The 19,336-nt window shown below is 61.8% G+C and carries 22 protein-coding genes and 1 tRNA gene; 10 read left to right on the top strand and 13 right to left on the bottom strand.

Features of this window, described 5'->3' with window-relative positions; genetic code table 11:
* The first annotated feature begins 13 nt into the window (after positions 1–13).
* Both GH983_RS18390 and hemA read left to right on the top strand, forming a co-directional pair.
* On the top strand, positions 14–814 hold the full coding sequence (locus GH983_RS18390; RefSeq protein WP_153763185.1) for a xanthine dehydrogenase family protein subunit M: 801 nt from the start codon (positions 14–16) through the stop codon (positions 812–814).
* Between the two features lie 221 nt (positions 815–1,035).
* Positions 1,036–2,250 carry a 5-aminolevulinate synthase gene (hemA, locus tag GH983_RS18385; protein ID WP_153763184.1) on the top strand — a complete coding sequence of 405 codons (1,215 nt, stop codon included), beginning with the start codon at positions 1,036–1,038 and terminating at the stop codon, positions 2,248–2,250.
* Positions 2,251–2,324: 74 nt separating this feature from the next.
* Here hemA and GH983_RS18380 read toward each other — a convergent pair whose 3' ends face one another.
* A complete protein-coding gene (locus GH983_RS18380; protein WP_153763183.1) occupies positions 2,325–3,314 on the bottom strand; it encodes a GlxA family transcriptional regulator in 990 nt (329 codons plus the stop codon).
* A gap of 69 nt (positions 3,315–3,383) precedes the next feature.
* Here GH983_RS18380 and GH983_RS18375 point away from each other — a divergent pair, with 69 nt between their 5' ends.
* Positions 3,384–3,698 carry a DUF1272 domain-containing protein gene (locus GH983_RS18375; RefSeq protein ID WP_153763182.1) on the top strand — a complete coding sequence of 105 codons (315 nt, stop codon included), beginning with the start codon at positions 3,384–3,386 and terminating at the stop codon, positions 3,696–3,698.
* A 202-nt stretch (positions 3,699–3,900) separates the two neighbouring features.
* On the opposite strand, the gene dxr is transcribed toward GH983_RS18375, so the two are convergent.
* A complete protein-coding gene (gene dxr, locus GH983_RS18370) occupies positions 3,901–5,085 on the bottom strand; it encodes a 1-deoxy-D-xylulose-5-phosphate reductoisomerase (RefSeq protein ID WP_153763181.1) in 1,185 nt (394 codons plus the stop codon).
* Between the two features lie 108 nt (positions 5,086–5,193).
* Between dxr and GH983_RS18365 the strand changes: the two genes are divergently transcribed.
* Positions 5,194–7,041, top strand: a complete 1,848-nt coding sequence (locus GH983_RS18365; RefSeq protein WP_153763180.1) for a heavy metal translocating P-type ATPase — start codon at positions 5,194–5,196, stop codon at positions 7,039–7,041.
* 7 nt (positions 7,042–7,048) lie between these two features.
* Here the strand turns inward: GH983_RS18365 and GH983_RS18360 are convergent, their stop codons facing one another.
* Positions 7,049–7,645, bottom strand: coding sequence for a BON domain-containing protein (locus GH983_RS18360; RefSeq protein WP_153763641.1), 597 nt, complete (start codon positions 7,643–7,645; stop codon positions 7,049–7,051).
* Positions 7,646–7,957: 312 nt separating this feature from the next.
* Here GH983_RS18360 and GH983_RS18355 point away from each other — a divergent pair, with 312 nt between their 5' ends.
* Positions 7,958–8,458: a ferritin-like domain-containing protein gene (locus GH983_RS18355; RefSeq protein ID WP_054149877.1), complete on the top strand. Its 501-nt coding sequence runs from the start codon at positions 7,958–7,960 to the stop codon at positions 8,456–8,458.
* 80 nt (positions 8,459–8,538) lie between these two features.
* Here the strand turns inward: GH983_RS18355 and GH983_RS18350 are convergent, their stop codons facing one another.
* The 3 genes from GH983_RS18350 to GH983_RS18340 form a co-directional block, all read right to left on the bottom strand.
* Positions 8,539–9,636 (bottom strand): DNA topoisomerase IB, encoded by a 1,098-nt coding sequence (locus tag GH983_RS18350; protein WP_153763179.1) that lies wholly within the window; start codon positions 9,634–9,636, stop codon positions 8,539–8,541.
* The gene (locus GH983_RS18345) at positions 9,633–10,160 is read right to left on the bottom strand and encodes a sigma-70 family RNA polymerase sigma factor (protein WP_069042905.1); all 528 of its coding nucleotides are present in this window, start codon (positions 10,158–10,160) and stop codon (positions 9,633–9,635) included. Before GH983_RS18345 ends, GH983_RS18350 begins: the two co-directional genes overlap by 4 nt.
* Before the next feature lie 98 nt (positions 10,161–10,258).
* The gene (locus GH983_RS18340; protein WP_153763178.1) at positions 10,259–10,522 is read right to left on the bottom strand and encodes a hypothetical protein; all 264 of its coding nucleotides are present in this window, start codon (positions 10,520–10,522) and stop codon (positions 10,259–10,261) included.
* Positions 10,523–10,678: 156 nt separating this feature from the next.
* Here GH983_RS18340 and GH983_RS18335 point away from each other — a divergent pair, with 156 nt between their 5' ends.
* From GH983_RS18335 to GH983_RS18325, 3 genes are all read left to right on the top strand, one after another.
* A complete protein-coding gene (locus GH983_RS18335; RefSeq protein ID WP_153763177.1) occupies positions 10,679–11,011 on the top strand; it encodes a hypothetical protein in 333 nt (110 codons plus the stop codon).
* A 119-nt stretch (positions 11,012–11,130) separates the two neighbouring features.
* A complete protein-coding gene (locus tag GH983_RS18330) occupies positions 11,131–11,319 on the top strand; it encodes a hypothetical protein (RefSeq protein WP_153763176.1) in 189 nt (62 codons plus the stop codon).
* A 77-nt stretch (positions 11,320–11,396) separates the two neighbouring features.
* Entirely contained in the window at positions 11,397–11,585 is a 189-nt protein-coding gene (locus GH983_RS18325) for a hypothetical protein (protein ID WP_153763175.1), read from the top strand.
* Between the two features lie 21 nt (positions 11,586–11,606).
* Here the strand turns inward: GH983_RS18325 and GH983_RS18320 are convergent, their stop codons facing one another.
* The 3 genes from GH983_RS18320 to GH983_RS18310 all read right to left on the bottom strand — a co-directional run bounded on the left by GH983_RS18320 (position 11,607) and on the right by GH983_RS18310 (position 13,272).
* Positions 11,607–11,834 (bottom strand): hypothetical protein, encoded by a 228-nt coding sequence (locus GH983_RS18320; protein WP_069042909.1) that lies wholly within the window; start codon positions 11,832–11,834, stop codon positions 11,607–11,609.
* A 131-nt stretch (positions 11,835–11,965) separates the two neighbouring features.
* Positions 11,966–12,042, bottom strand: a tRNA-Arg gene (locus GH983_RS18315).
* A gap of 66 nt (positions 12,043–12,108) precedes the next feature.
* Positions 12,109–13,272, bottom strand: a complete 1,164-nt coding sequence (locus GH983_RS18310) for a M20 aminoacylase family protein (RefSeq protein ID WP_153763174.1) — start codon at positions 13,270–13,272, stop codon at positions 12,109–12,111.
* Positions 13,273–13,459: 187 nt separating this feature from the next.
* On the opposite strand from GH983_RS18310, the gene GH983_RS18305 reads away from it, so the two are divergent.
* A complete protein-coding gene (locus GH983_RS18305) occupies positions 13,460–14,551 on the top strand; it encodes a D-alanyl-D-alanine carboxypeptidase family protein (protein WP_153763173.1) in 1,092 nt (363 codons plus the stop codon).
* Positions 14,552–14,559: 8 nt separating this feature from the next.
* Complete coding sequence (locus tag GH983_RS18300) at positions 14,560–15,705, top strand: GTP-binding protein (RefSeq protein WP_153763172.1); 1,146 nt, start codon at positions 14,560–14,562, stop codon at positions 15,703–15,705.
* Here the strand turns inward: GH983_RS18300 and GH983_RS18295 are convergent.
* From GH983_RS18295 to xerD, 4 genes are all read right to left on the bottom strand, one after another.
* Complete coding sequence (locus GH983_RS18295; protein ID WP_153763171.1) at positions 15,702–15,944, bottom strand: sulfurtransferase TusA family protein; 243 nt, start codon at positions 15,942–15,944, stop codon at positions 15,702–15,704. The genes GH983_RS18300 and GH983_RS18295 overlap by 4 nt on opposite strands.
* Before the next feature lie 4 nt (positions 15,945–15,948).
* The gene (locus GH983_RS18290) at positions 15,949–17,187 is read right to left on the bottom strand and encodes a murein L,D-transpeptidase family protein (RefSeq protein WP_153763170.1); all 1,239 of its coding nucleotides are present in this window, start codon (positions 17,185–17,187) and stop codon (positions 15,949–15,951) included.
* A gap of 182 nt (positions 17,188–17,369) precedes the next feature.
* Positions 17,370–18,323: an acetyl-CoA carboxylase carboxyltransferase subunit alpha gene (locus GH983_RS18285; protein WP_054149889.1), complete on the bottom strand. Its 954-nt coding sequence runs from the start codon at positions 18,321–18,323 to the stop codon at positions 17,370–17,372.
* Positions 18,324–18,385: 62 nt separating this feature from the next.
* Entirely contained in the window at positions 18,386–19,327 is a 942-nt protein-coding gene (gene xerD / locus GH983_RS18280) for a site-specific tyrosine recombinase XerD (RefSeq protein ID WP_153763169.1), read from the bottom strand.
* Between the last annotated feature and the right edge of the window lie 9 nt (positions 19,328–19,336).

Genomic DNA, 19,336 nt, shown 5'->3' with positions numbered 1-19,336 from the left:
GAAGGAGAGAACCATGCAGCTCTATTCCACCAGCTATCACCGCGCCTCGTCGATCGAGGATGCCGGAAAACTTCTTTCTGGTGCCGAAGACGGCAAGTTTATCGCCGGCGGCCAGACGCTGATCGCGGCGCTGAAGCAGCGCCTCGCCCAGCCGTCGGATCTTGTCGATCTCAGGCACATCGACACCCTCAAGGGCATCAAGGTGGATGGTCGCCGCGTCACGATCGGCGCTGCCACCACTCATGCCGAGGTCGCCTCTTCGGCGGCCATCCGCGCGGTGTGCCCGGCGATTTGCCATCTCGCCTCGATGATCGGCGATCCGCATGTGCGCCACATGGGCACGATCGGCGGCTCTGTCGCCAATGACGATCCGGCTGCCGACTATCCGTCGGCCGTGCTCGGCCTCGGGGCGACTGTCGTCACCAACACGCGCGAGATCGCGGCTGACGACTTCTTCGTCGGCCTGTTCGAAACAGCGCTTGCCGAAGACGAGATCATCACGGCGATCCGTTTCGACGCTCCGGAAAAGGCAGGCTATGCGAAGTTCGCCAATCCGGCCTCGCGCTATGCGATGACCGGTGTCTTCGTGTCGAAAGGTGCAGGGGGCGTTCGTGTCGCCGTGACCGGTGCCGGATCGTCAGGCGTCTTCCGCCATGCCGGACTTGAAACCGCACTCTCGGCCAACTGGTCACCGGAGGCTGTCGCAGGTGTCGAGATCGATTCGTCGGAGCTGATGTCGGACCTGCATTGCACGGCCGAATACCGGGCAAACCTCATCCGGGTCATGGCCAAGCGCGCCGTCCAGGCATCTTGATGCCTGGCGTCTCATCAAAAACGGAAAAGGACGGCCTCGGTCGTCCTTTTTCTCTGCGGCTTGACGCAGATCAAGTTTCGCCAGCTGCAATCCATTAGGATTTACGTGAGAAAGTTCTGAAATTCGCGCCTTTTGTCGCAGTTTAGAATGAATATACACAAGCAGGGTTGACCGGAACCGCGGACGGACCCAAAAGAGGCTGAAAGACTGGAGTGACAGGCATGGATTTCGAGGCGTTTTTCAAGGATCAGCTCGCGGGGCTTCACGAGGAAGGCCGATACCGCGTCTTCGCTGATTTGGAACGCCAGCGCGGCAACTTCCCGCGCGCGACCCGCTACACCGAAAACGGCACCCAGGAAGTCACCGTCTGGTGCTCCAACGACTATCTCGGCATGGGCCAGAATCAGCTCGTGATCGATGCCATGAAGCAGGCGATCGACGACTGTGGCGCCGGTGCCGGCGGCACTCGCAACATTTCCGGCACCAATCATTACCATGTCCTGCTTGAGCGCGAACTTGCTGATCTGCACGGCAAGGAATCGGCGCTGATCTTCACTTCGGGTTACGTCTCGAACTGGGCAGCGCTCGGCACGCTCGGCGCCAAGATTCCCGGTCTCATCATCTTCTCCGACGCCCTCAACCATGCTTCGATGATCGAGGGCATTCGCCATTCCAAGGCCGAACGCGTCATCTGGAAGCACAACGACGTCAAGGATCTGGAAGCGAAGCTTGCTGCCGCCGATCCGCGCGCGCCGAAGATGATCGCGTTTGAGTCCGTCTACTCGATGGATGGCGACATCGCCCCGATCAAGGAGATCTGTGATCTCGCTGACAAATATGGCGCGATGACCTATCTCGACGAAGTCCATGCGGTCGGCATGTACGGCGCGCATGGTGGCGGTATCGCCGAGCGCGAAGGTCTGATGGATCGCCTGACGATCATCGAAGGCACGCTCGGCAAGGCCTTCGGCGTCATGGGTGGTTATATCGCCGCTTCGACCGCTCTTTGTGATTTCGTCCGTTCGTTTGCTTCGGGCTTCATCTTCACTACGGCGCTTCCGCCGGCGCTCGCTGCCGGCGCTGTCGCCTCGATCCGCCATCTGAAGACCAGCCAGGTGGAGCGCTTCGCCCATCAGGAGCGCGTGCGTCGCCTGCGTGCCATGCTCGACAAGGCTGGCATTCCGCATATGCCGAATCCGAGCCATATCGTGCCGGTCATGGTCGGCGATGCCGCCAAGTGCAAGTGGATCTCCGACCTGCTGCTCGATAACTGTTCCATCTACGTGCAGCCGATCAACTATCCAACGGTCCCGAAAAAGACCGAGCGGCTGCGCATTACCCCGACGCCCCTGCATTCCGATGCCGATCTCGAACATCTGGTCGGTTCGCTTCACCAGCTCTGGTCGCGCTGCGCGCTGGCACGTGCGGTGGCTTGATCGGGCTAAAACCTTCAGAAGTGTAAAACGGGCTGCGGTGACGCGGCCCGTAACCGAGATATCGAAATCCAAACCTACTTACCAAAGCGGATTAGATAGTCTGAGGGAGCAATCCCCTTGTTTCTGTGAAAAGCCCGGCGCATTCGTTCCGCGTTACCGAAGCCGAAAAGAAGCGGTAGTTCCGACAGGCGGGCTTCTCCCCTTTGGAGAGCTTCGCAAGCTGCATCGACCCGCAGATCTTCCACGAAACGAGCCGGGGCGGTGCCCATCGTAGCAGTGAACTTGCGGGCAAAGCTTCTCTCGCTCATCCGTGCCATCGCGGCCAGACGGGGCACAGACAAGTCGGATGACAGGTGCGCAAGCATCTTGGCAATGAGGTCATCAAACTCCCCGCCTTTGCTCTGCATCTGCCTCGTGAGAGCTGCACTGAACTGGCGCTGCCCTCCTGTTCGCCTGACATAGAGAACAAGAGACTGAGCCAGCCGTAGTGCTTCTGAACGACCCAAGTCTTGCTCGATCATCTCCAGTGCCATGTCTATGCCTGCGGTGACGCCGGCAGAGGTCCAGATCCCGCCATCCTCTTCAAAAATGGCGTCACTGCGCACGTCGATTTGTGGAAATTCCTCTCGGAGTTGCGCGCAGTTTTCCCAATGGGTCGTCGCGCGCCGCCCGTTCAGATGGCCGCCATGCGCAAGCACGAACGCGCCGAGACATACCGAGGCGAGGCGGCGGCATTGCCCCGCCATCTCACCCAGGAAAGACAGCAGCGCGGCTGATCGCGCGGCAAGGATGGCACTGTCGCCACCGGATACGATCACTGTATCCGGCATCCTTGCCCGGCATGCCTCAAACGGCTGGGTTTCCAGTGCAAAGCCCGTGTCAGTCACAACAGAGCCGCCGGCTTCGGAAACGAGCGATACCCAGTAGGCTTTTTCGCCATTAGACAGCCGAGCATCGTTGAAAACCTGCAAAGGTCCGGTGACGTCTATAAGCTTGGTGCGGTCGAACAGCACAATGGCGACATGGCGCTGGAACGGAAGACGATTGGCGGAAAACGAGGGCATATTGTCATTTCTGCCAAAATCGTCCCGATGTAGCAATATGGGCTGACGTTGTTGTTGAAGGAGGCCCCTTTGCTGGAATTGCGCCCCAACTGCGAACTCTGCGACCGTGACTTGCCCCCGGATTCCGCCGATGCTCGCATTTGCACCTATGAATGCACCTACTGCGTGGCCTGTGTGGAATCCGTCCTGCAAAACGTCTGCCCGACCTGCGGCGGTGGGTTCGCACCACGTCCGATCCGACCCGCCAATGCGTGGCGCCCTGAAAAGCGATTAGGGCTGCGCTATCATCCAGCAACCACAACCCGTCGTTATACCCCCTTCACGCTCGACGACATAAAGGCACATGTCGAACGCATCAAAGACTTGCCGCCAGCGGATCGTTGAGGTCGCCGGCTCTCGGTGTGCCGGCAATCCTGAATTCTGAAGCAAAAACTGGGTCACTGAGTTCTGAGCGGAGGTCTGAGGAGAGGTCTGCCACAACAGTGAGGTGCAAAAAAACCGAGTTTCGGGTTAGGCAGCACTCCACCTTCACCGTTCGGGTTAGGCGGTAACGCGGCCCTTTTGTGTTTGTGTCGGTCGTTTCAGGTCAGGCGGCGCGCCTATCTATCACCTCAGCCGCCATGCGCCTCGCCTCGCGATCCGCCGCATAGACGTCAGCGATCGTATCCGCCGGAACGCCCTCGACCATCGCGTCCATAACGGCCTCAACGACATCTGCCATGTCGAGGAAGCGGATCTTGTCCTCGACGAAGGCGTTGAAGGCGGTTTCTTCAGCGGCGTTCAGGATCGCCCCTTGCAATCCGCCACGCTCCAGCGCCGTGCGGGCAAGCCGCAGGGCCGGGAAGCGTGTTTCGTCCGGGGCTTCGAAATCGAGCCTTGCCAGTTTGGCAAAATCGAGCCGGTCGACATTGAGCGCCGGACGCTTCGGATAGGTCAGCGCATAGCCAATGGCGGTGCGCATATCCGGCACGCCGAGCTGGGCGATGACGGAGCCGTCGGTGTAACCGACCATCGAATGGATGATCGACTGGGGATGCACGACAACCTCGATCTGGTCTGGGCGGACATCGAAGAGGTGCTTTGCCTCGATCATCTCCAGCGCCTTGTTGAACATCGAGGCGCTGCCGACAGATATCTTCAGGCCCATCGACCAGTTGGGATGGGTGCGTGCCGTCTGCACCGTGACATTGGCCATCTGCTCGCGGCTATGGGTGCGGAAAGGGCCACCGGAGGCGGTCAGCACGATCCGCTCAAGCGCGTGGCGCTGGTCCTGCTCCAGACACTGGAAGATCGCCGAGTGTTCGCTGTCGACCGGGATCAGCCGTCCACCGCCATGTCTCACAGCATCGACGAAAAGGTGGCCGGCAGAGACGAGGCATTCCTTGTTGGCAAGTGCGATATCGGCGCCGCGGGCGGCAGCCTTCAGGGTCGGCGCGAGGCCGGCGGTGCCGACGATGGCTGCCATGACCCAGCCGGCTTCCATGTCGGCAGCCTCTTCCAGTCCGCTTGCGCCGGCTGCGACATCCGTGCCGGTGCCCGCCAGCAGGTCCTTCAACGTCCTATACTGGCTTTCGTCGGCGGTGACGGCCAGCTTTGCCCCCGTGCGGCGCGCCTGTTCGGCCAGCAGATCGAGATTGCCGTTGCCGGTCAGCGCCATCACCTCGAAGCTGTCGCGACCGCCGAGCTGTTCGATCACGTCGAGCGTGTTGACGCCAATCGAGCCGGTCGAGCCGAGGACTGAAAGGCGCCGGGGCCGGGCATTGTCGATCATGCTGCTTACGTCCGATTGCTTCATGCTTAGAAGGCTCTACAAGGGAAAGGGAAGACCAGCAAGAGAGGTCGATCCCGACCCCTCGCCAGCCCGCTTGGGAATATGAGAATGCCGGACATTTTGCAGTCGACACGTTTGCGTGAGAGCCTGCCGGTCCTGCTCGCGGCGCTTGCCTTTCTCTGTCTTACCGGCGGCGGCATTCTTGCGTTGACGGATTATCCCGAGCTTGCGCGTCAGGTCTGGCTGGTCGGTGCTGGTTCCGTCTTCATCGTCCTCGTCATCGATATCCTGCGGGCGCTTCTCAACGGCCGGATGGGCGTCGATGCCATCGCTGCGCTTTCGATCGGTGTTGGCCTCGCGCTCGGAGAGAACCTTGCCGCGGCCATCGTCGCTGTCATGTATGCCGGCGGCCAATTGCTCGAAAGCTTCGCCGAGGGCCGCGCCCGACGCGACATGACGGCGCTGCTCGGTCGTGTCTCGCGTACGGCCATGCTCTATCGTGGCGATGCGCTCGAAAGCGTGCCGATCGAAGCGCTCAAGCCGCAGGACCGAATACTCGTGCGCAAGGGTGAGGTCGTGCCGGTCGACGGGCGCCTGCTGGCCGCGACTGCTGTCCTCGATCTTTCGGCGCTCACTGGCGAATCGCTGCCCGTCCCCATCCAGATGGGCCATGAAGTGCCGAGCGGCTGCACGGTGCTTGGCGACGCCTTCGATCTTCTGGTGCTGCGCGAATCCAAAGCAAGCACCTATGCCGGTATCGTCCGCCTCGTCGAACAAGCGCAGGCCAGCCGGGCGCCGATGGCGCGGCTTGCGGATCGTTATGCCCTCGTCTTCCTCGGCATCACGCTTCTGCTCGCCGGTGGCGCCTGGTGGTGGAGCGGAGAGGCAACGCGGGCGCTTGCCGTGCTCGTCGTCGCCACCCCCTGTCCGCTGATCCTTGCCGTGCCGGTTGCCGTCATCGCCGGCATGTCGCGGGCTGCGTCGCTTGGCGTGCTGGTCAAGACGGCCGGCGCGCTCGAGGCGCTGGCTGCGGTGACCACCGTCGTTGTCGACAAGACGGGGACCGTGACATCCGCACGACCCGAAGTGTCCGAGGTCCGGCCGCAACCGGGCTTCACGTCTGATCAGGTGCTGGCGCTGGCTGCCTCTCTCGATCAGGCCTCCGGCCATGTCGCGGCAGAAGCGCTTGTACGCGCCGCCACCGCGCGGGGTCTCGGCCTGACCCTGCCACAGGGCGTCATCGAAGAGGCAGGGCGGGGGCTCTCCGGCTTGGTCGGAGGTGTCAAGGTGGTGCTCGGTGGCAGCGGCTATGTCCGCTCGCAGTTGGTTGCCGGCGAGGATTTCGCCAGAGGCGGCATCGAAGGCGGCACGGCAGTGGTCGCCGTCGGCATTGATGGGCGGGCAGCTGGCCTCATTCTCCTCTCCGATCCGTTGCGTGCGGATGCCGGGGCATCAATCTCCGCCTTTCGGGCCGGTGGTATCAGTCGGATCGTCATGGCCTCCGGGGACCGCAGCGATGTGGCGGAAAAGGCCTCGGCCAGTCTCAGCCTTGATGCTGTCGCCGGGGATCTCACTCCTGAAGGCAAGGTCGATCTCATTCGCAGGGAACGCGCCGGTGGCGTGGTGATGATGGTGGGAGACGGGGTCAATGATGCCCCGGCGCTGGCGCTTGCCGATGTCGGCGTGGCGATCGGTGCGCGGGGTTCGGCGGCTTCGTCGGAAGCGGCCGATGTCGTGTTGCTGGCGGACGATCTTTCGCGGTTGCCGCTTGCCTGCGGGATCGCCAGACGTTCCCGCAACATTGCCCGGCAAAGTGCGATTGCCGGGCTGCTGCTCTCTTTCGGCGCTATGGTCTTTGCCGCCTTCGGTTATCTGTCGCCCGTTCAGGGCGCGCTGCTTCAAGAGGTCATCGACGTTGCCGTCATCCTCAACGCCTTGCGCGCCCTTCGGGGCTAGCTGCACCTCAGGCCTGCGTCATGACGCTGCCTTCGCCAGAAATCCGCACACGCAGATTGTTCTGCACATGGGTGACGCCGCTGACGCGATCGGCGCAGTCTTCGGCGCGGCGCTTTTCCCAGCGATCCGTCACATGACCGGATAGGGTCACCTCGGCGTCCTTCACCGTCACCTCGATATCGGAGGCATCGACGGCGGGGTCGTCGGCCAAACGGTCGTTGGTGTCCTCGAGAATGCGGGCATCCGAGCGGCGATAGCCCTTGGGGCCCTTGCCGCGGTGGTTGTCCATCTCGCGACGCCGGGCGGCCTCCTCGTCGCCGAACCAGGATGCAACCTCGTCGCTGGCACGGTCGACAAAGCCACGATCGTCATCATGGTCGCGACTGCTGCGGCCATAACCACCGCGATAGGATGGTTTGTCGGACGGGTGGGAGCCTCGTCCGGCACCCCGGGCATAGCGGCGTTCGTCGTCTCCGTATCCACGGTCGCTCAGGTCGCCGTAGTAGCCCAGATCATCCGTCGTCCAGTCGGAGCGCCCCGTGCGGGGATAACGCGACCCGCTGGCTCTGTCACCGCCGTCCATGCCGTGGTCGCGCTGGCGCATGGCGTCGTAGCGATCAGCGTCCGGTCGATTGTCGCCATAGCCACCGACGAAGCCGCTGTCGCCGGGGCCGTAGTCACCGGTCGGGCTGCGGCGCGTGTTGCGGTTTCGGCCGTCTCCGGCATCCCAGTTGTCGTTGCGATTGACCATTGTTTCCTCCTTCGGGTCTGGAGGGTGGCGTCCTGCGCCACCTGCGAAACTAACCCTGCGGAGCTCTTGATCGTTCCCGTCGGCGCGGCAAAAACAAGTCAGGAACAAAGCGCCATCCGGCCGGTTCTTTTCTCGCCACAACCGATAACCGAGGAGATACCGACAATGGCTACCAAGACACTCGAAGACCTGTTCCACGAGACCCTCAAGGATATCTACTACGCCGAACGGAAGATCCTGAAGGCACTGCCGAAAATGGCGCGTGGCGCTCAGGACGAGAAGCTGAAGGCTGCCTTCCTGCAGCACAAGGAAGAAACCGAAGGCCAGGTCGAGCGCCTGCAGCAGGTGTTCGAGATCATCGGCAAGCGTCCGCGCGCCAAGACCTGCCCCGCCATTGACGGCATCGTCGAAGAGGGTGAGGAGATTATGGAAGAGTTCAAGGGCTCGCCCGCCCTCGACGCCGGCCTGCTTGCCGCCGCCCAGGCAGTCGAGCACTACGAAATCAGCCGCTATGGCACGCTGCGCGCCTGGGCGCAGCAGCTCGGCTACAAGGATGCGGTCAAGCTGCTCGACGAGACGCTGGCGGAAGAATCCAAGACCGACGAAGCGCTGACCAAGCTTGCCGAAAAGGCGGTCAATGCCGCAGCCCAGAAGAAGGCGGCCTGATAGCAGTTGCTTGCCAATTCAAGGAAGGGGTCGGATCTGTCCGGCCCCTTTTTCCGTGCTTTTGTCCTGCCGGGACGCACTCAGTCTTTGTCTTCGTCCTTCCGGGCATAATGAGCCTGAAGAAACGTCATGAGCCTGTTCTCGTCGGCGCGGAGCAGGGCGCGGGCCGGCGCTGCCTGGATGAGTTCGCGGACTTGATCCAGGTCCGTGTTCTTGTCGGCCAGGTTGAGGATCGCCGGATGCACATAGCTCGAGCGGCACATCGTCGGCGTGTTGTGCAGGCGGTCGGAGGCGATCTCACACATTTGTCGTATCGTCGGTCGTTCCGACGCATCGATGTGCTTCCAGGCTTCGGCAAATGCGGCGACGGATCCGCCCCAGGTGCGGAAGGTCTTGGCCGAGAGCCGTCTGCTGGTGATCTCCGTGAGGTAGGTGTTGAGCCGGCCCGAATCGATGCGATGCAACTGCCCCTCCTGATCCCGCCAGGAAAAAAGATCGCGTCCGGGCAGGTCGGCAATCTCTTCGAGGATCTTCTGCAGTTTCGGATGACGAAGCTTTCGGCGCACCCGCTTGCCGCCCTTGGCGATGAAGCTCAGCCGGATGCCATCCGGCTCGAAGGTCAGATGGCGCTTCTGAAGCGTGGTTGCGCCATAGGTCTTGTTTTCCTGCGCATAAGCGCGGTTGCCGACGCGCATGCAGGTCACGTCCAGCAGGCTGATCAGGGCTGAGAGCAGGAAATAACTTGAATCGGCGTGTTCGGCGATGTCGCGGGCGATCCTCCGCCGGATGGTCGGCAGAGCCTCACCGAAGCCGATGAGATCGTCAAACTTCCGCTCGCTGCGCCATGTGGCCCAGTCAACATGGTAGCGATACTGCTTGCGCCCCTTGGCATCGTAACCCGTCGCCTGCAGGTGGCTGCGCGGGTCGAGGCTGATCCAGACGCGTTCATAGGCTGGCGGCAGCGCGAGCCTGCGGATGCGTGTGAGGAGGGGCTGATCAGCGATGACGGTGCCGTCTGGAAGGTGATAGGAAAAGCCCTTGCCGCGGCGGCGGCGACTGATGCCGGGCTCCGCATCGGTGCCGTAGACCAGACCGATCTCGGTCAGCTCAGGCACATCGTCCGTCGAAGGCGGAGGTCCCGCACTCGCGTCTGCATCCCCGCTGTCGGACTTGCTCATCCGACGGGACTGTCCGTCCCGGTTTCACCGAGTTCACGGCGCAATTGCTGGCGCGCGCGGCTCAGGCGGCTCTTGACCGTGCCCACGGCACAGCCACAGATTTCGGCTGCATCTTCGTAGCGTTCGCCGAGCATGACGATGAGGACCAGCATTTCCCGGTGATGTTCGGGCAATCGGTTCAGAGCCCTGCGGACCTCGTCGGCCTGCACGGTCCACTCCTGGCTCGCCTCGCTGGTCAGTCGCGAGGCTATACCCTCGGGCAAGCCAACGGTCTCGCGGCTGCTCTTCTTGAAGCGCGTGCAGAAAGTGTTGCGCATGATGGTGAAGAGCCAGGACTTCAGGCGTGTTCCAGGCTCGAATTTGTCGAGGTTAGCTAGCGCCTTGGTCAGCGTCTCCTGGACGAGATCATCCGCCTCTTCAGGCTTGTTGCAAAAGGTCCGCGCAAAGGCGCGCAATGCCGGTATCAACTCGACCACTTCAGACTGTGCGGCAAGCTCGGCTCTACGGGTCGTCAAGATCGCCATCCTCCGATGTCTGTGGTACCAGGCAGAACGACGCAGAAACGCGCGTCATTTACCTTGGTTCCCGAAATTGTGAGTGGTCAGCCAGGCCGGCGACCATGTCAGCTACGGCTTACAAACTTGCTGAAGCGGCTCAGTTCGCCGTCGGCGGTTTTGTCCTGGTGGACAAAGGCGAGGTCGTTCTTTTCAAAGATCTGAAAGAATTCCTCCCACTCAATCTTCTCCAGCGCCTCCTCCGGCTTGCCGAAATCCACCCTCAGAATGCCGCCGTCGCCGCTGTCCTTGACGCGCGTTGGCATGCCATTCCGCTCCTCGATCCAGCGGCGTATCTCGTCATGGTCCGTCGTTTGACGCGCACTGCTCATGGTGTGTCTCGCTCGTTCTCATTCCTCCCCTTGACCCGTTGATTGAACGCCTCTGTCAGCCAGTGGTTCCCGCGTCTGGGCCGCTTTTTCCGACGGAACAGAGAGCGTCTCCGGATGTTCTCTTTTGCGAGAGATCCGCAAGCGAGAGTGAGAAACATGACACATGTGCAGAATGTCGACGGCCAGGGACAGTTGCTGATCGGCGATCGCGTCTCGCCCATCACCTACCACGTGGCGGTCGAACGCCGCGGAGAAGGCTATAGCGCCAAGGTCGAGATACAGGCGCCGCGCGACTGGCTGCTGCGGCAGGGCTTCGAGACACGCGCAACACTGGTGTTTGCATCGGGGGAGCAGGCCGAGCTTGAACACGACGGCCGGCTCGACGTATCCGAAAGCATCAGTGTGATCCTTCAGGCCGAGCCGCTTGAATACAAGGATCGCCAGAAGCTGATCGAAGCCTTTCCCGAAGCGGACCGGAGCGTACACTGACCGCGGCAGGTGATGTCTGCAAAAGATGACTGATCCGAGATGGTCCGGATGGCGTAGAAGACGCATCAAGGACAAGTCGAATTCAACATGCCAGCAATGCCGTCAAGTCGGAGGTCCACATGGAAGAACAGAAAACCTCGTCTCCGGAGACGCGACGCGACAGGACGGGCGGAATCGTACGCGACAAGCTGGACCTGCTGATGCACGAGACGCGCCGGGAAGCGGTCCCGGGGCATCTGATCGCCTTGGCGGAAGAGCTGCAATCGGCCCTCGACGAGAAGGCCGCACTCTCAAAGAAACCTGCCTGATTCCTCTCGGAACCTTTTCCCTCCGCGACAGGTTGCAATCCTGAACGTGCACCCAGATTTGAGGAAAAGGGTATTTCATGATCAACTATTTATGGTTGTTTGTCGTCATGCTTGGGCCGATCCTGCTCGGCGCTGCCGTTTTCTATGCCATCATGCGGCAGAGACGGCTCACGGGGCGGGAGCGCGTCAATCAGGATGCGGCCACGCGAGAACTGTATGAAAAAGATGAAAGGGCCGATACCGGCCCTTATGGCGGCCGCCGATAGGCACCGGCGGCGCATTGGCCTTTACAGGAAACTTCCGTTGTTCGGGTCGTAACGCTTCCCGTTCGCAATGCTGGCAAGTTCGACGAGATCGTCTTCGTCACGAATGCCGCTCTTCACAAGATAGCTGACAAGCGCCTCGGCATTTTCCTGCACATGCCTGTCGGCATGCATACGCTCGTACAATCGCCGTACGGCCCGCTCCACGATTGCGTTTTCTTCATTGCTCTTGCCCGGGGGTCTTGGTGCCATGGCATTCCCTCCGTTCGAGGCCGACGATAAAAAGAATAAGCACCCGTCGGCGTGGCATGAAATCATCATGCCGTATAACGGCACGAACGCAACCCTAGATTCGTAATGGCGAGATGTGGGCAGTGAGAGGATGGTGATCCCGACGCGATTCGAACGCGTGACCCTCAGATTAGGAATCTGATGCTCTATCCTGCTGAGCTACGGGACCACTTCCTCCTCCATACAAAAGCAGAGCCTTCAAGCCAAGCGGTTTTGCATGGTCGAAATGCCGTGTTCAGCGCGGCAGGCGTTGCTCGGCCAGACGCACCCAATAGGATATCCCCGCCGCGATTGCCTCGTCGTTGAAGTCGTAAGCCGGATTGTGCAGGCCCGCCGTTTCCCCATTGCCGATCATGATGTAGGCGCCGGGGCGCGACTGGAGCATGAAGGCGAAATCCTCGCCGGCCATGCTCGGATCCACTTCGGTGTCGACATTGTCAGGGCCGACCACGTCGATCGCTGCGCGCGTGGCATAATCCGTCTCGGCGGGATGGTTGACGGTGACGGGGCAGGCGCGCTCGTATTCGTATTCGATGGTCGCGCCATGGGCGGCCGCAATGCCGGTTGCGATCTCGCCGATGCGCCGCTCCGCCAGATCGCGCACGCCTTCGTCCAGCGACCGTACTGTGCCGGAGATGAAGGCTTCTTCGGGAATGATGTTATGGGTCGTGCCAGCATGAAACTGGGTGACGGAGACCACGACCGAGCGTAGCGGATTGGCGTTGCGAGCAGCAATGGTCTGAAGGGCGCCGACGATCTGGGCCCCGATGACGATCGTGTCTGCCGTGTTGTGCGGTTCGGCAGCATGGCCGCCGACGCCGGTCAGCTTGAGCTGGAACTTGTCCGGAGCCGCCATGATGCCACCCTTGCGGATGGCGAAGGTGCCGACAGGTTTTCCGGGCATGTTGTGCATGCCGTAGATCTCGTCGATGCCAAAGCGCTCCATCATTCCGTCTTCGACCATGGCGAGCGCCCCGCGCCCACCTTCTTCGGCCGGCTGGAAGACAACGGCAACGCTGCCGGAAAAATTGCGGGTTTCCGCGAGGTACTTGGCCGCGCCCAGTAACATGGCGGTGTGACCGTCATGGCCGCAGGCATGCATGCGGCCTGCAATGGTCGAAGCCCAGGGCTTGCCCGTGATTTCGTCGAGGGGAAGCGCATCCATGTCGGCGCGAAGGCCGATGGTCCGGCCTTCGCCGCCAGAGCCCTTGATGATCCCGACGACGCCCGTGCGCCCGAGGCCGGTTGCGATCTCGTCGACGCCGAATTCCCGCAGCTTTGCCTCGACAAAGGCTGCAGTGTTTTCAACGTCGTAAAGGATTTCCGGATTGGCATGCAGATGGCGGCGCCATTCGGTGGCTTCCGACTGGAGTTCGGAAGCGCGGTTCAGAAGCGGCATTCTCTCGTCCTGCGTTTATTCTTGATCACGGTCGCGGGGATCACGTGATTGTCGGCATGAATGTGCGCCTTTCAATTGACGTATTCAATGGGCTTTGCCATTCCTTCCCTACATAAGATCTCGTCATGCGTTGACGAGAGCCCAGCCGAACAAGAGGATCGAAGTCGTGTTTGCGAAACGTCCCCGCATGTTGTCTTCAACTGGATACGTTCGCCGAGTGGCGGTCGCCGTCTCGCTGGTGGCGATGGTTCTGCCGGGTCTGGCTGCCGCCAATCCGATGATGGTGGTCGATGTCGGCAGTGGCCGGGTCATCGCCCATGAAGAAGCCTTCCGCAAATGGTATCCGGCCTCTCTGACCAAGCTGATGACGGCTTACACGACCTTCCGTTCGATGCGCTCAGGCGAGCTTTCGCCCGAGACCGTGGTCGTCATGAGCAAACATGCCGCCGATCAGCCGGCAAGCAAGATGTATTTCAGGCCGGGCTCCAAGCTGACGCTCGACAGTGCCTTGAAACTTCTGATCATCAAGTCTGCCAACGACGTGGCGGTCGCCATCGGGGAGACGGTCAGCGGCAGCGAAGCGGCCTTCGTGCAGCGCATGAACCAGGAAGCCGCCCGGCTCGGCATGACGTCGACGCGGTTCGTCAATCCGAATGGTCTGCCGGGCAAGGGGCAGTATACGACTGCCCGCGACATGGCCGTGCTTGCGACGACCATCCGGCGTGAATTCCCTGAATATGCGGGTTATTTCGCGCTGGAAGGCGTGACGACCGGCAAGAAGGATTATCCGAATTTCAACCTGCTCGTCGGCCGCTTCCCAGGCGCTGATGGCATGAAGACCGGCTATGTCTGTGCCTCCGGCTTCAACCAGGTCTCGTCTGCCACGCGCAATGGACGCACCGTGATCTCCGTGGTGCTCGGTTCCGACAGCCTCGGTGCGCGTGCCGATCTTTCGGCCGAGCTGCTGCAGAAGGGGCTGACCACCTCGGTGGCCGGCAACCGGCTGGATCAGCTCGCGCCCTATGGCGAAGGGCAGGATCAAGTGACCGACATCAGCGCCGAGATCTGCAATCCGAAGGCGCGCCAGATCCGCAGCGAAGGTCGTGACGAAGCCGGGCGCATGAAGCTGACCTCTCCTTACATCCAGGAAATGGGTCGCCCGCCGGCGATGAGCTTTGCCGGCCTCATTCCCGGCAGTGAGCCGGTAGCGACAAAACAGGGCTCCGGCACGGGCGAGATCGCCAATGTGCCGATCCCGAGGCCCCGTCCCACATTCTGAGTATCGCAATGAGCCAGTCGCGCATTCCCGTCTCCATCCTCACCGGCTTCCTCGGGGCCGGCAAGTCGACGCTTCTCAACCGCCTGCTCAAGGATCCGGCGATGAAGGATGCGGCCGTCATCATCAACGAGTTCGGCGAAGTGGGTATCGATCATCTGCTGGTCGGGACCTCGAACGACGCGGTGGTGGAACTCGCCGACGGTTGCCTTTGCTGCACGGTGCGGGGCGAACTGGTCGATACGCTGGCGGAACTGATCGACGGCATGCAGACCGGCAAGGTGAAGCCGCTGTCGCGCGTCGTCATCGAGACGACGGGCCTTGCCGATCCAGCACCCGTGATGCAGTCGGTCATGGGCCATCCGTCGATCGCCCAGCATTTCGATCTAGACGGTGTCGTGACGGTCGTCGACGCGGTCAATGGCCTCTCGACCATCGATACCTTTCCGGAGGCCTACAAGCAGGTCGCGGTCGCCGACCGGCTGATCCTGACCAAGAAGACACTCGCTGACGAGGCCGCCGTCTCTGCCATCACGCAGCGCCTGCGCTCGCTCAATCCCCGCGCGCCGATCACCGATGGCGATGCTGATGATGCGGGCTCTGCCGCCATGCTGATCAACGGGCTCTACGATGCCTCAACCAAGATCGCCGATGTCGATCGCTGGCTGAAGGACGAAATGGCGGCGGCCGGCGATCACCATCACCACGATCATCATCATGATCACCACAGCCACTCCCATGGTCACGGCCACCATCACCATCATGATGTGAACCGACACGGTGCTTCGATCCGCTCCTATTCCATCCTCCATGACGAGCCGATCGATCCGATGGCGATCAACATGTTCATCGATCTCCTGCGCTCCACGCATGGCGAGAAGCTCCTCAGGATGAAGGCGATCGTGGCGCTCACCGACCGGCCGGACAAGCCGCTGGTGCTGCATGGCGTGCAGTCGATCTTTCATCCGCCCGTGCGCCTGACGGCCTGGCCTGAAGGGTCCGACCGCAAGACGCGGCTGGTGCTGATCACCAGGGATTTGTCGGAAAGTTATGTGCGGGACCTGTTCGGTGCTTTCACCGGCAAGGTGGCGATCGACCGCCCGGATCGCGCGGCGATGATGGACAATCCGCTGTCGGTTCCCGGCCTCAAGTTCTAGCCGAGCGTCACGCCGCCCTTGCGGATGTGAAAGCGGTGACCGGCGTCGAGCCGTTCCTGCGCGACCAGTTCATGGCCGTCTTCATTGCAGAAATGCGGAATGTCGATGCCGGCGAGGGGGTCGCTGGTCTGCACCACGAGTTCGTCACCGTGCTTCATGTCGGCCATACGCCGACGGGTCTTCAAAACGGGAAGGGGGCATTTCAGCCCCCTGAGGTCGTAGATCACCGTCTCGGTCATGCCCTTACCAGAGCTTCCAGAAGGGCTTCTTGTCGGCCGGTGCCGGAGCTGCAACGGCCGCCTCGGCCGTCTGGGGTGCGAGCGGATTGGGCTGCGGCACCGGGACGGCATTGGTGGCCGGCGCGGCGGGTGCGGCCGTCGTCGTCTGTGCAGCCTGTGCCTGCGGGTCACCGTTCGGGTTGGTCGCCATCTGGTTGACGGCAGCCGTGCCGTTGGCGGCAGGCAGCCTGGCCGGATCGACGTCGTCGAGGTCGAGCAGCTTGCCCGCCTTCAAGGCCGAACCCGTGGGCGCGAAAGCGAGGTCGTGCGAGCGCGACTTGCGCAGATCCGCCACCAGCGCCTTGCGCTCGGCTTCCGTCGGGTCGTACCAAATCTTGCCGTCGTATTTTTTCATCGCCTTGGCATAGGCGGCATCATAGGCTTCGTTGAAGCCGTTAAGTGCGACCGAGAGTGCAGGGGGCGTGCTCATCGGTGGGCACGAGGCCTGCGGATTGAAGCTCGATCCGGCCGGGACCGACTGGTTGAAGACGTATTTCTTCTCGCAGACATTGACTTCGGGTGGTCGCTTGGTGACCTCGAAATTGTCGTAGCCGACCTTCAGCATTTTCCAGAAATCGAAGTGCGGGCTATGGCGATGACGCGCCATGTTTTCAGCGGTCATGCGGAAGGGGAAGGCCTGCAATTGCACCGCCTGCTGGCCGCCCTTGAAAGCGTCGCGCGCAAACGCATAGATCTCCAGCATCTGCGCATCGGTCATCGAATAGCAGCCTGACGAAGAGCAGGCGCCGTGGATCATCAGGTGTGAACCTGTGCGGCCGTTGGCGCGGTCGAACTGGTTCGGAAAGCCGGTGTTGATCGCCAGGAAATACTTGGAATTCGGGTTCAGGTGATACGGCGTCAGCGGGTAGAAGCCTTCCGGCGCCTGGCGGTCACCTTCCTTCACCTTCGGGCCGAGGCGACCCGACCAGGCGCAGATATCGTATTCCACGACCTTGTCGAAGCGGCCGTTGGTCTTGGCTTTCCAGACCTCGAGCTTGCCTTCTTCCTTGAAGATGCGGATCATGATCGGCGAATTGCGATCCATGCCCTTCTTCTGGATTTCGGCAACGAGGCGCGCCGGCAGCGGCTGCTGGACCTTGTTGGAAACCCGCGGCGTGTCATAGGCCGCGCTCTCGAGCGCGTCATTGCAGCCTGCCAGAGCCGCAGCGAAAACCAGAACCAGGGCCGTTGATGTCAAACGCATGCGCGAAGGCTCTTTCCAGAAACACATGTTGGTGGCTCAAATCGAGCCGATCATGCGTAGTTTAGAACTGCTTTCTTCACAAATTATAAACCAATGGCCGTCGATTTCGCCATCCGTCTTCCGCCGCTACCGCTGCAAAGCGGCGGAGTGATGGCAAATTGCCGCAGTCGCAACCTTCAATCTCAGAGGTTGCGGCCGATATCGAGGAATTTCTGGCGTCGATCGGCGCGCAGCTTGTCGCCCGGAAGCGGCGTCAGTTCGGCCAGTGCGCTGGCGATCACGTCGCCGGTCATGCCGATGACCCGGTCTGGTGCGCGATGGGCGCCGCCGACGGGCTCGGGGATGATGGCGTCAATGATGCCGAGCCCCTTCAGGTCCTCCGCCGTGATCTTCATGTTGGTCGCGGCTTCCTTGGCGCGGGTGGAATCGCGCCAGAGAATGGAGGCGGCGCCTTCCGGCGAGATCACCGAATAGATCGCATGCTCGAGCATGTAGACGCGGTTGCCGGTGGCAATCGCGATCGCGCCACCCGAGCCGCCTTCGCCGATGACGACGGAGACCATCGGCACCTTGAGGCCGAGGCACATCTCGGTGGAGCGGGCAATGGCTTCCGCCTGGCCGCGTTCTTCTGCTCCAACGCCCGGATAGGCGCCGGCCGTATCGATCAGTGTGATGACTGGCAGGCCGAAGCGGTCGGCCATTTCCATGACGCGGATCGCCTTGCGATAGCCTTCAGGGCGCGGGCTGCCGAAGTTGTGCTTGATGCGCGACTTGGTGTCGTTGCCCTTTTCCTGGCCGATCACGGCGACAGGCTGGCCGCGGAAGCGGGCGAGGCCGGCCTGGATGGCGGCGTCCTCGGCAAACTTGCGGTCACCGGCCAGCGGTGTGAATTCTGTGAACAGCGCTTCGGCATAGTCGACGAAATGCGGACGCTGCGGATGCCGCGCGACCTGCGTCTTCTGCCAGGCGTTGAGCTTCGAATAGATCTCCACCATCGCCTCATCGACGCGGCTTTCCAGCCGGCTGATCTCTTCCGAGGTGTCGATGCTCTCGTCCTCTTCCGCGATCTTCTTCAGTTCGCGGATCTTGGCCTCGAGGTCGGAGATGGGCTTTTCGAAGTCGAGATAGTTGTGCATGAACTCCGTTCCGATCGTTCGTTCCTGGCGCTCGCCGCCCGCAGGAACCGGCTTTGCCGGTCCTAATCGGGGTTTTTGGCCTGTTTTGCAAGGGGGTGATGCGTATGCACCAGTTGCTGCAGGCGCTCGTCGAGCACATGCGTATAGATTTGTGTCGTTGAAATGTCGCTGTGGCCGAGCAGTTCCTGCACGGCGCGAAGGTCCGCACCATTGCCGAGAAGGTGGCTGGCAAAGGCATGTCGCAGAACATGTGGAGACACGGCATTCGCCGATAACCCCGCCCGGATGGCGAGATCCTTGAGTTCACGGGCGAAGACCTGGCGGGGCAGATGGCCTTCCTTGCTCGCCGCAGGAAAGAGGAAGGGGCTGTCTGCCTGTGTCGGGTCAGCTCCCCGGATTTTACCGTATCGTGCCAGCGCTTCGATTGCTGTCCGCGACAGCGGCACCAGCCGCTCCTTGTTGCCCTTGCCGCGCACCAGAAGGAAACGGCCCTCCTGCGTCAGCACCTTTACCGGCAGCGATACGAGTTCGCTGACGCGCATGCCGGTCGCATAGAGAAGCTCGATCAGCGCCAGTCGCCGGATCCGTGCTCCCTGATCCGGTCCTTCGAGGTTTGCTTCCTGCTCGGCGAGCGACAGAAGCCCCGTGACATCCTCGACGGTCAGCACCTTGGGCAGGGGGCGGGTCTTCTTCGGCGCGTCGAGGATCGCGGTCGGATCATCGCCCCGCAGCCCTTCCGCATAGAGAAACTTGTAGAACTGGCGCATCGCCGACAGGCGTCTTGCCTGGGACGTCGGCTGGAAGCCGCGTCGCGCGAGATCGGAGAGATAGGCGGCGAGATCTTCCCGTGTCGCTGCACCCAGGGTAACCTTGCGGCCGGAAAGAAAATCGGCGAGGTCGTCGAGGTCTCGCTCATAGGAGATGAGCGTGTTCTGGGCTGCTCCGCGCTCGGCGCTCAGCATTTCCAGAAAGGCTTCGACGCGAGCCCGGCTCAGATCCGACATGTCCTGTTT

Source organism: Agrobacterium sp. MA01 (assembly GCF_009650195.1).
In the GTDB taxonomy this organism is placed as follows: Bacteria; Pseudomonadota; Alphaproteobacteria; order Rhizobiales; family Rhizobiaceae; genus Allorhizobium.
This window is presented reverse-complemented; position numbering and strand designations above follow the sequence as displayed.

What these genes read in the sequence shown, in the direction of transcription:
- xerD (WP_153763169.1), bottom strand. Translation starts at nt 19,327, where the DNA reads ATGTCGGATCTGAGCCGGGCTCGCGTCGAAGCCTTTCTGGAAATGCTG.
- GH983_RS18290 (WP_153763170.1), bottom strand. Translation starts at nt 17,187, where the DNA reads ATGCGTTTGACATCAACGGCCCTGGTTCTGGTTTTCGCTGCGGCTCTG.
- hemA (WP_153763184.1), top strand. Translation starts at nt 1,036, where the DNA reads ATGGATTTCGAGGCGTTTTTCAAGGATCAGCTCGCGGGGCTTCACGAG.
- GH983_RS18310 (WP_153763174.1), bottom strand. Translation starts at nt 13,272, where the DNA reads ATGCCGCTTCTGAACCGCGCTTCCGAACTCCAGTCGGAAGCCACCGAA.
- GH983_RS18380 (WP_153763183.1), bottom strand. Translation starts at nt 3,314, where the DNA reads ATGCCCTCGTTTTCCGCCAATCGTCTTCCGTTCCAGCGCCATGTCGCC.
- GH983_RS18390 (WP_153763185.1), top strand. Translation starts at nt 14, where the DNA reads ATGCAGCTCTATTCCACCAGCTATCACCGCGCCTCGTCGATCGAGGAT.
- GH983_RS18335 (WP_153763177.1), top strand. Translation starts at nt 10,679, where the DNA reads ATGACACATGTGCAGAATGTCGACGGCCAGGGACAGTTGCTGATCGGC.
- GH983_RS18300 (WP_153763172.1), top strand. Translation starts at nt 14,560, where the DNA reads ATGAGCCAGTCGCGCATTCCCGTCTCCATCCTCACCGGCTTCCTCGGG.
- dxr (WP_153763181.1), bottom strand. Translation starts at nt 5,085, where the DNA reads ATGATCGACAATGCCCGGCCCCGGCGCCTTTCAGTCCTCGGCTCGACC.
- GH983_RS18305 (WP_153763173.1), top strand. Translation starts at nt 13,460, where the DNA reads ATGTTGTCTTCAACTGGATACGTTCGCCGAGTGGCGGTCGCCGTCTCG.
- GH983_RS18330 (WP_153763176.1), top strand. Translation starts at nt 11,131, where the DNA reads ATGGAAGAACAGAAAACCTCGTCTCCGGAGACGCGACGCGACAGGACG.
- GH983_RS18285 (WP_054149889.1), bottom strand. Translation starts at nt 18,323, where the DNA reads ATGCACAACTATCTCGACTTCGAAAAGCCCATCTCCGACCTCGAGGCC.
- GH983_RS18350 (WP_153763179.1), bottom strand. Translation starts at nt 9,636, where the DNA reads ATGAGCAAGTCCGACAGCGGGGATGCAGACGCGAGTGCGGGACCTCCG.
- GH983_RS18345 (WP_069042905.1), bottom strand. Translation starts at nt 10,160, where the DNA reads ATGGCGATCTTGACGACCCGTAGAGCCGAGCTTGCCGCACAGTCTGAA.
- GH983_RS18295 (WP_153763171.1), bottom strand. Translation starts at nt 15,944, where the DNA reads ATGACCGAGACGGTGATCTACGACCTCAGGGGGCTGAAATGCCCCCTT.
- GH983_RS18320 (WP_069042909.1), bottom strand. Translation starts at nt 11,834, where the DNA reads ATGGCACCAAGACCCCCGGGCAAGAGCAATGAAGAAAACGCAATCGTG.
- GH983_RS18360 (WP_153763641.1), bottom strand. Translation starts at nt 7,645, where the DNA reads ATGCGCCAGCGCGACCACGGCATGGACGGCGGTGACAGAGCCAGCGGG.
- GH983_RS18340 (WP_153763178.1), bottom strand. Translation starts at nt 10,522, where the DNA reads ATGAGCAGTGCGCGTCAAACGACGGACCATGACGAGATACGCCGCTGG.
- GH983_RS18365 (WP_153763180.1), top strand. Translation starts at nt 5,194, where the DNA reads ATGCCGGACATTTTGCAGTCGACACGTTTGCGTGAGAGCCTGCCGGTC.
- GH983_RS18355 (WP_054149877.1), top strand. Translation starts at nt 7,958, where the DNA reads ATGGCTACCAAGACACTCGAAGACCTGTTCCACGAGACCCTCAAGGAT.
- GH983_RS18325 (WP_153763175.1), top strand. Translation starts at nt 11,397, where the DNA reads ATGATCAACTATTTATGGTTGTTTGTCGTCATGCTTGGGCCGATCCTG.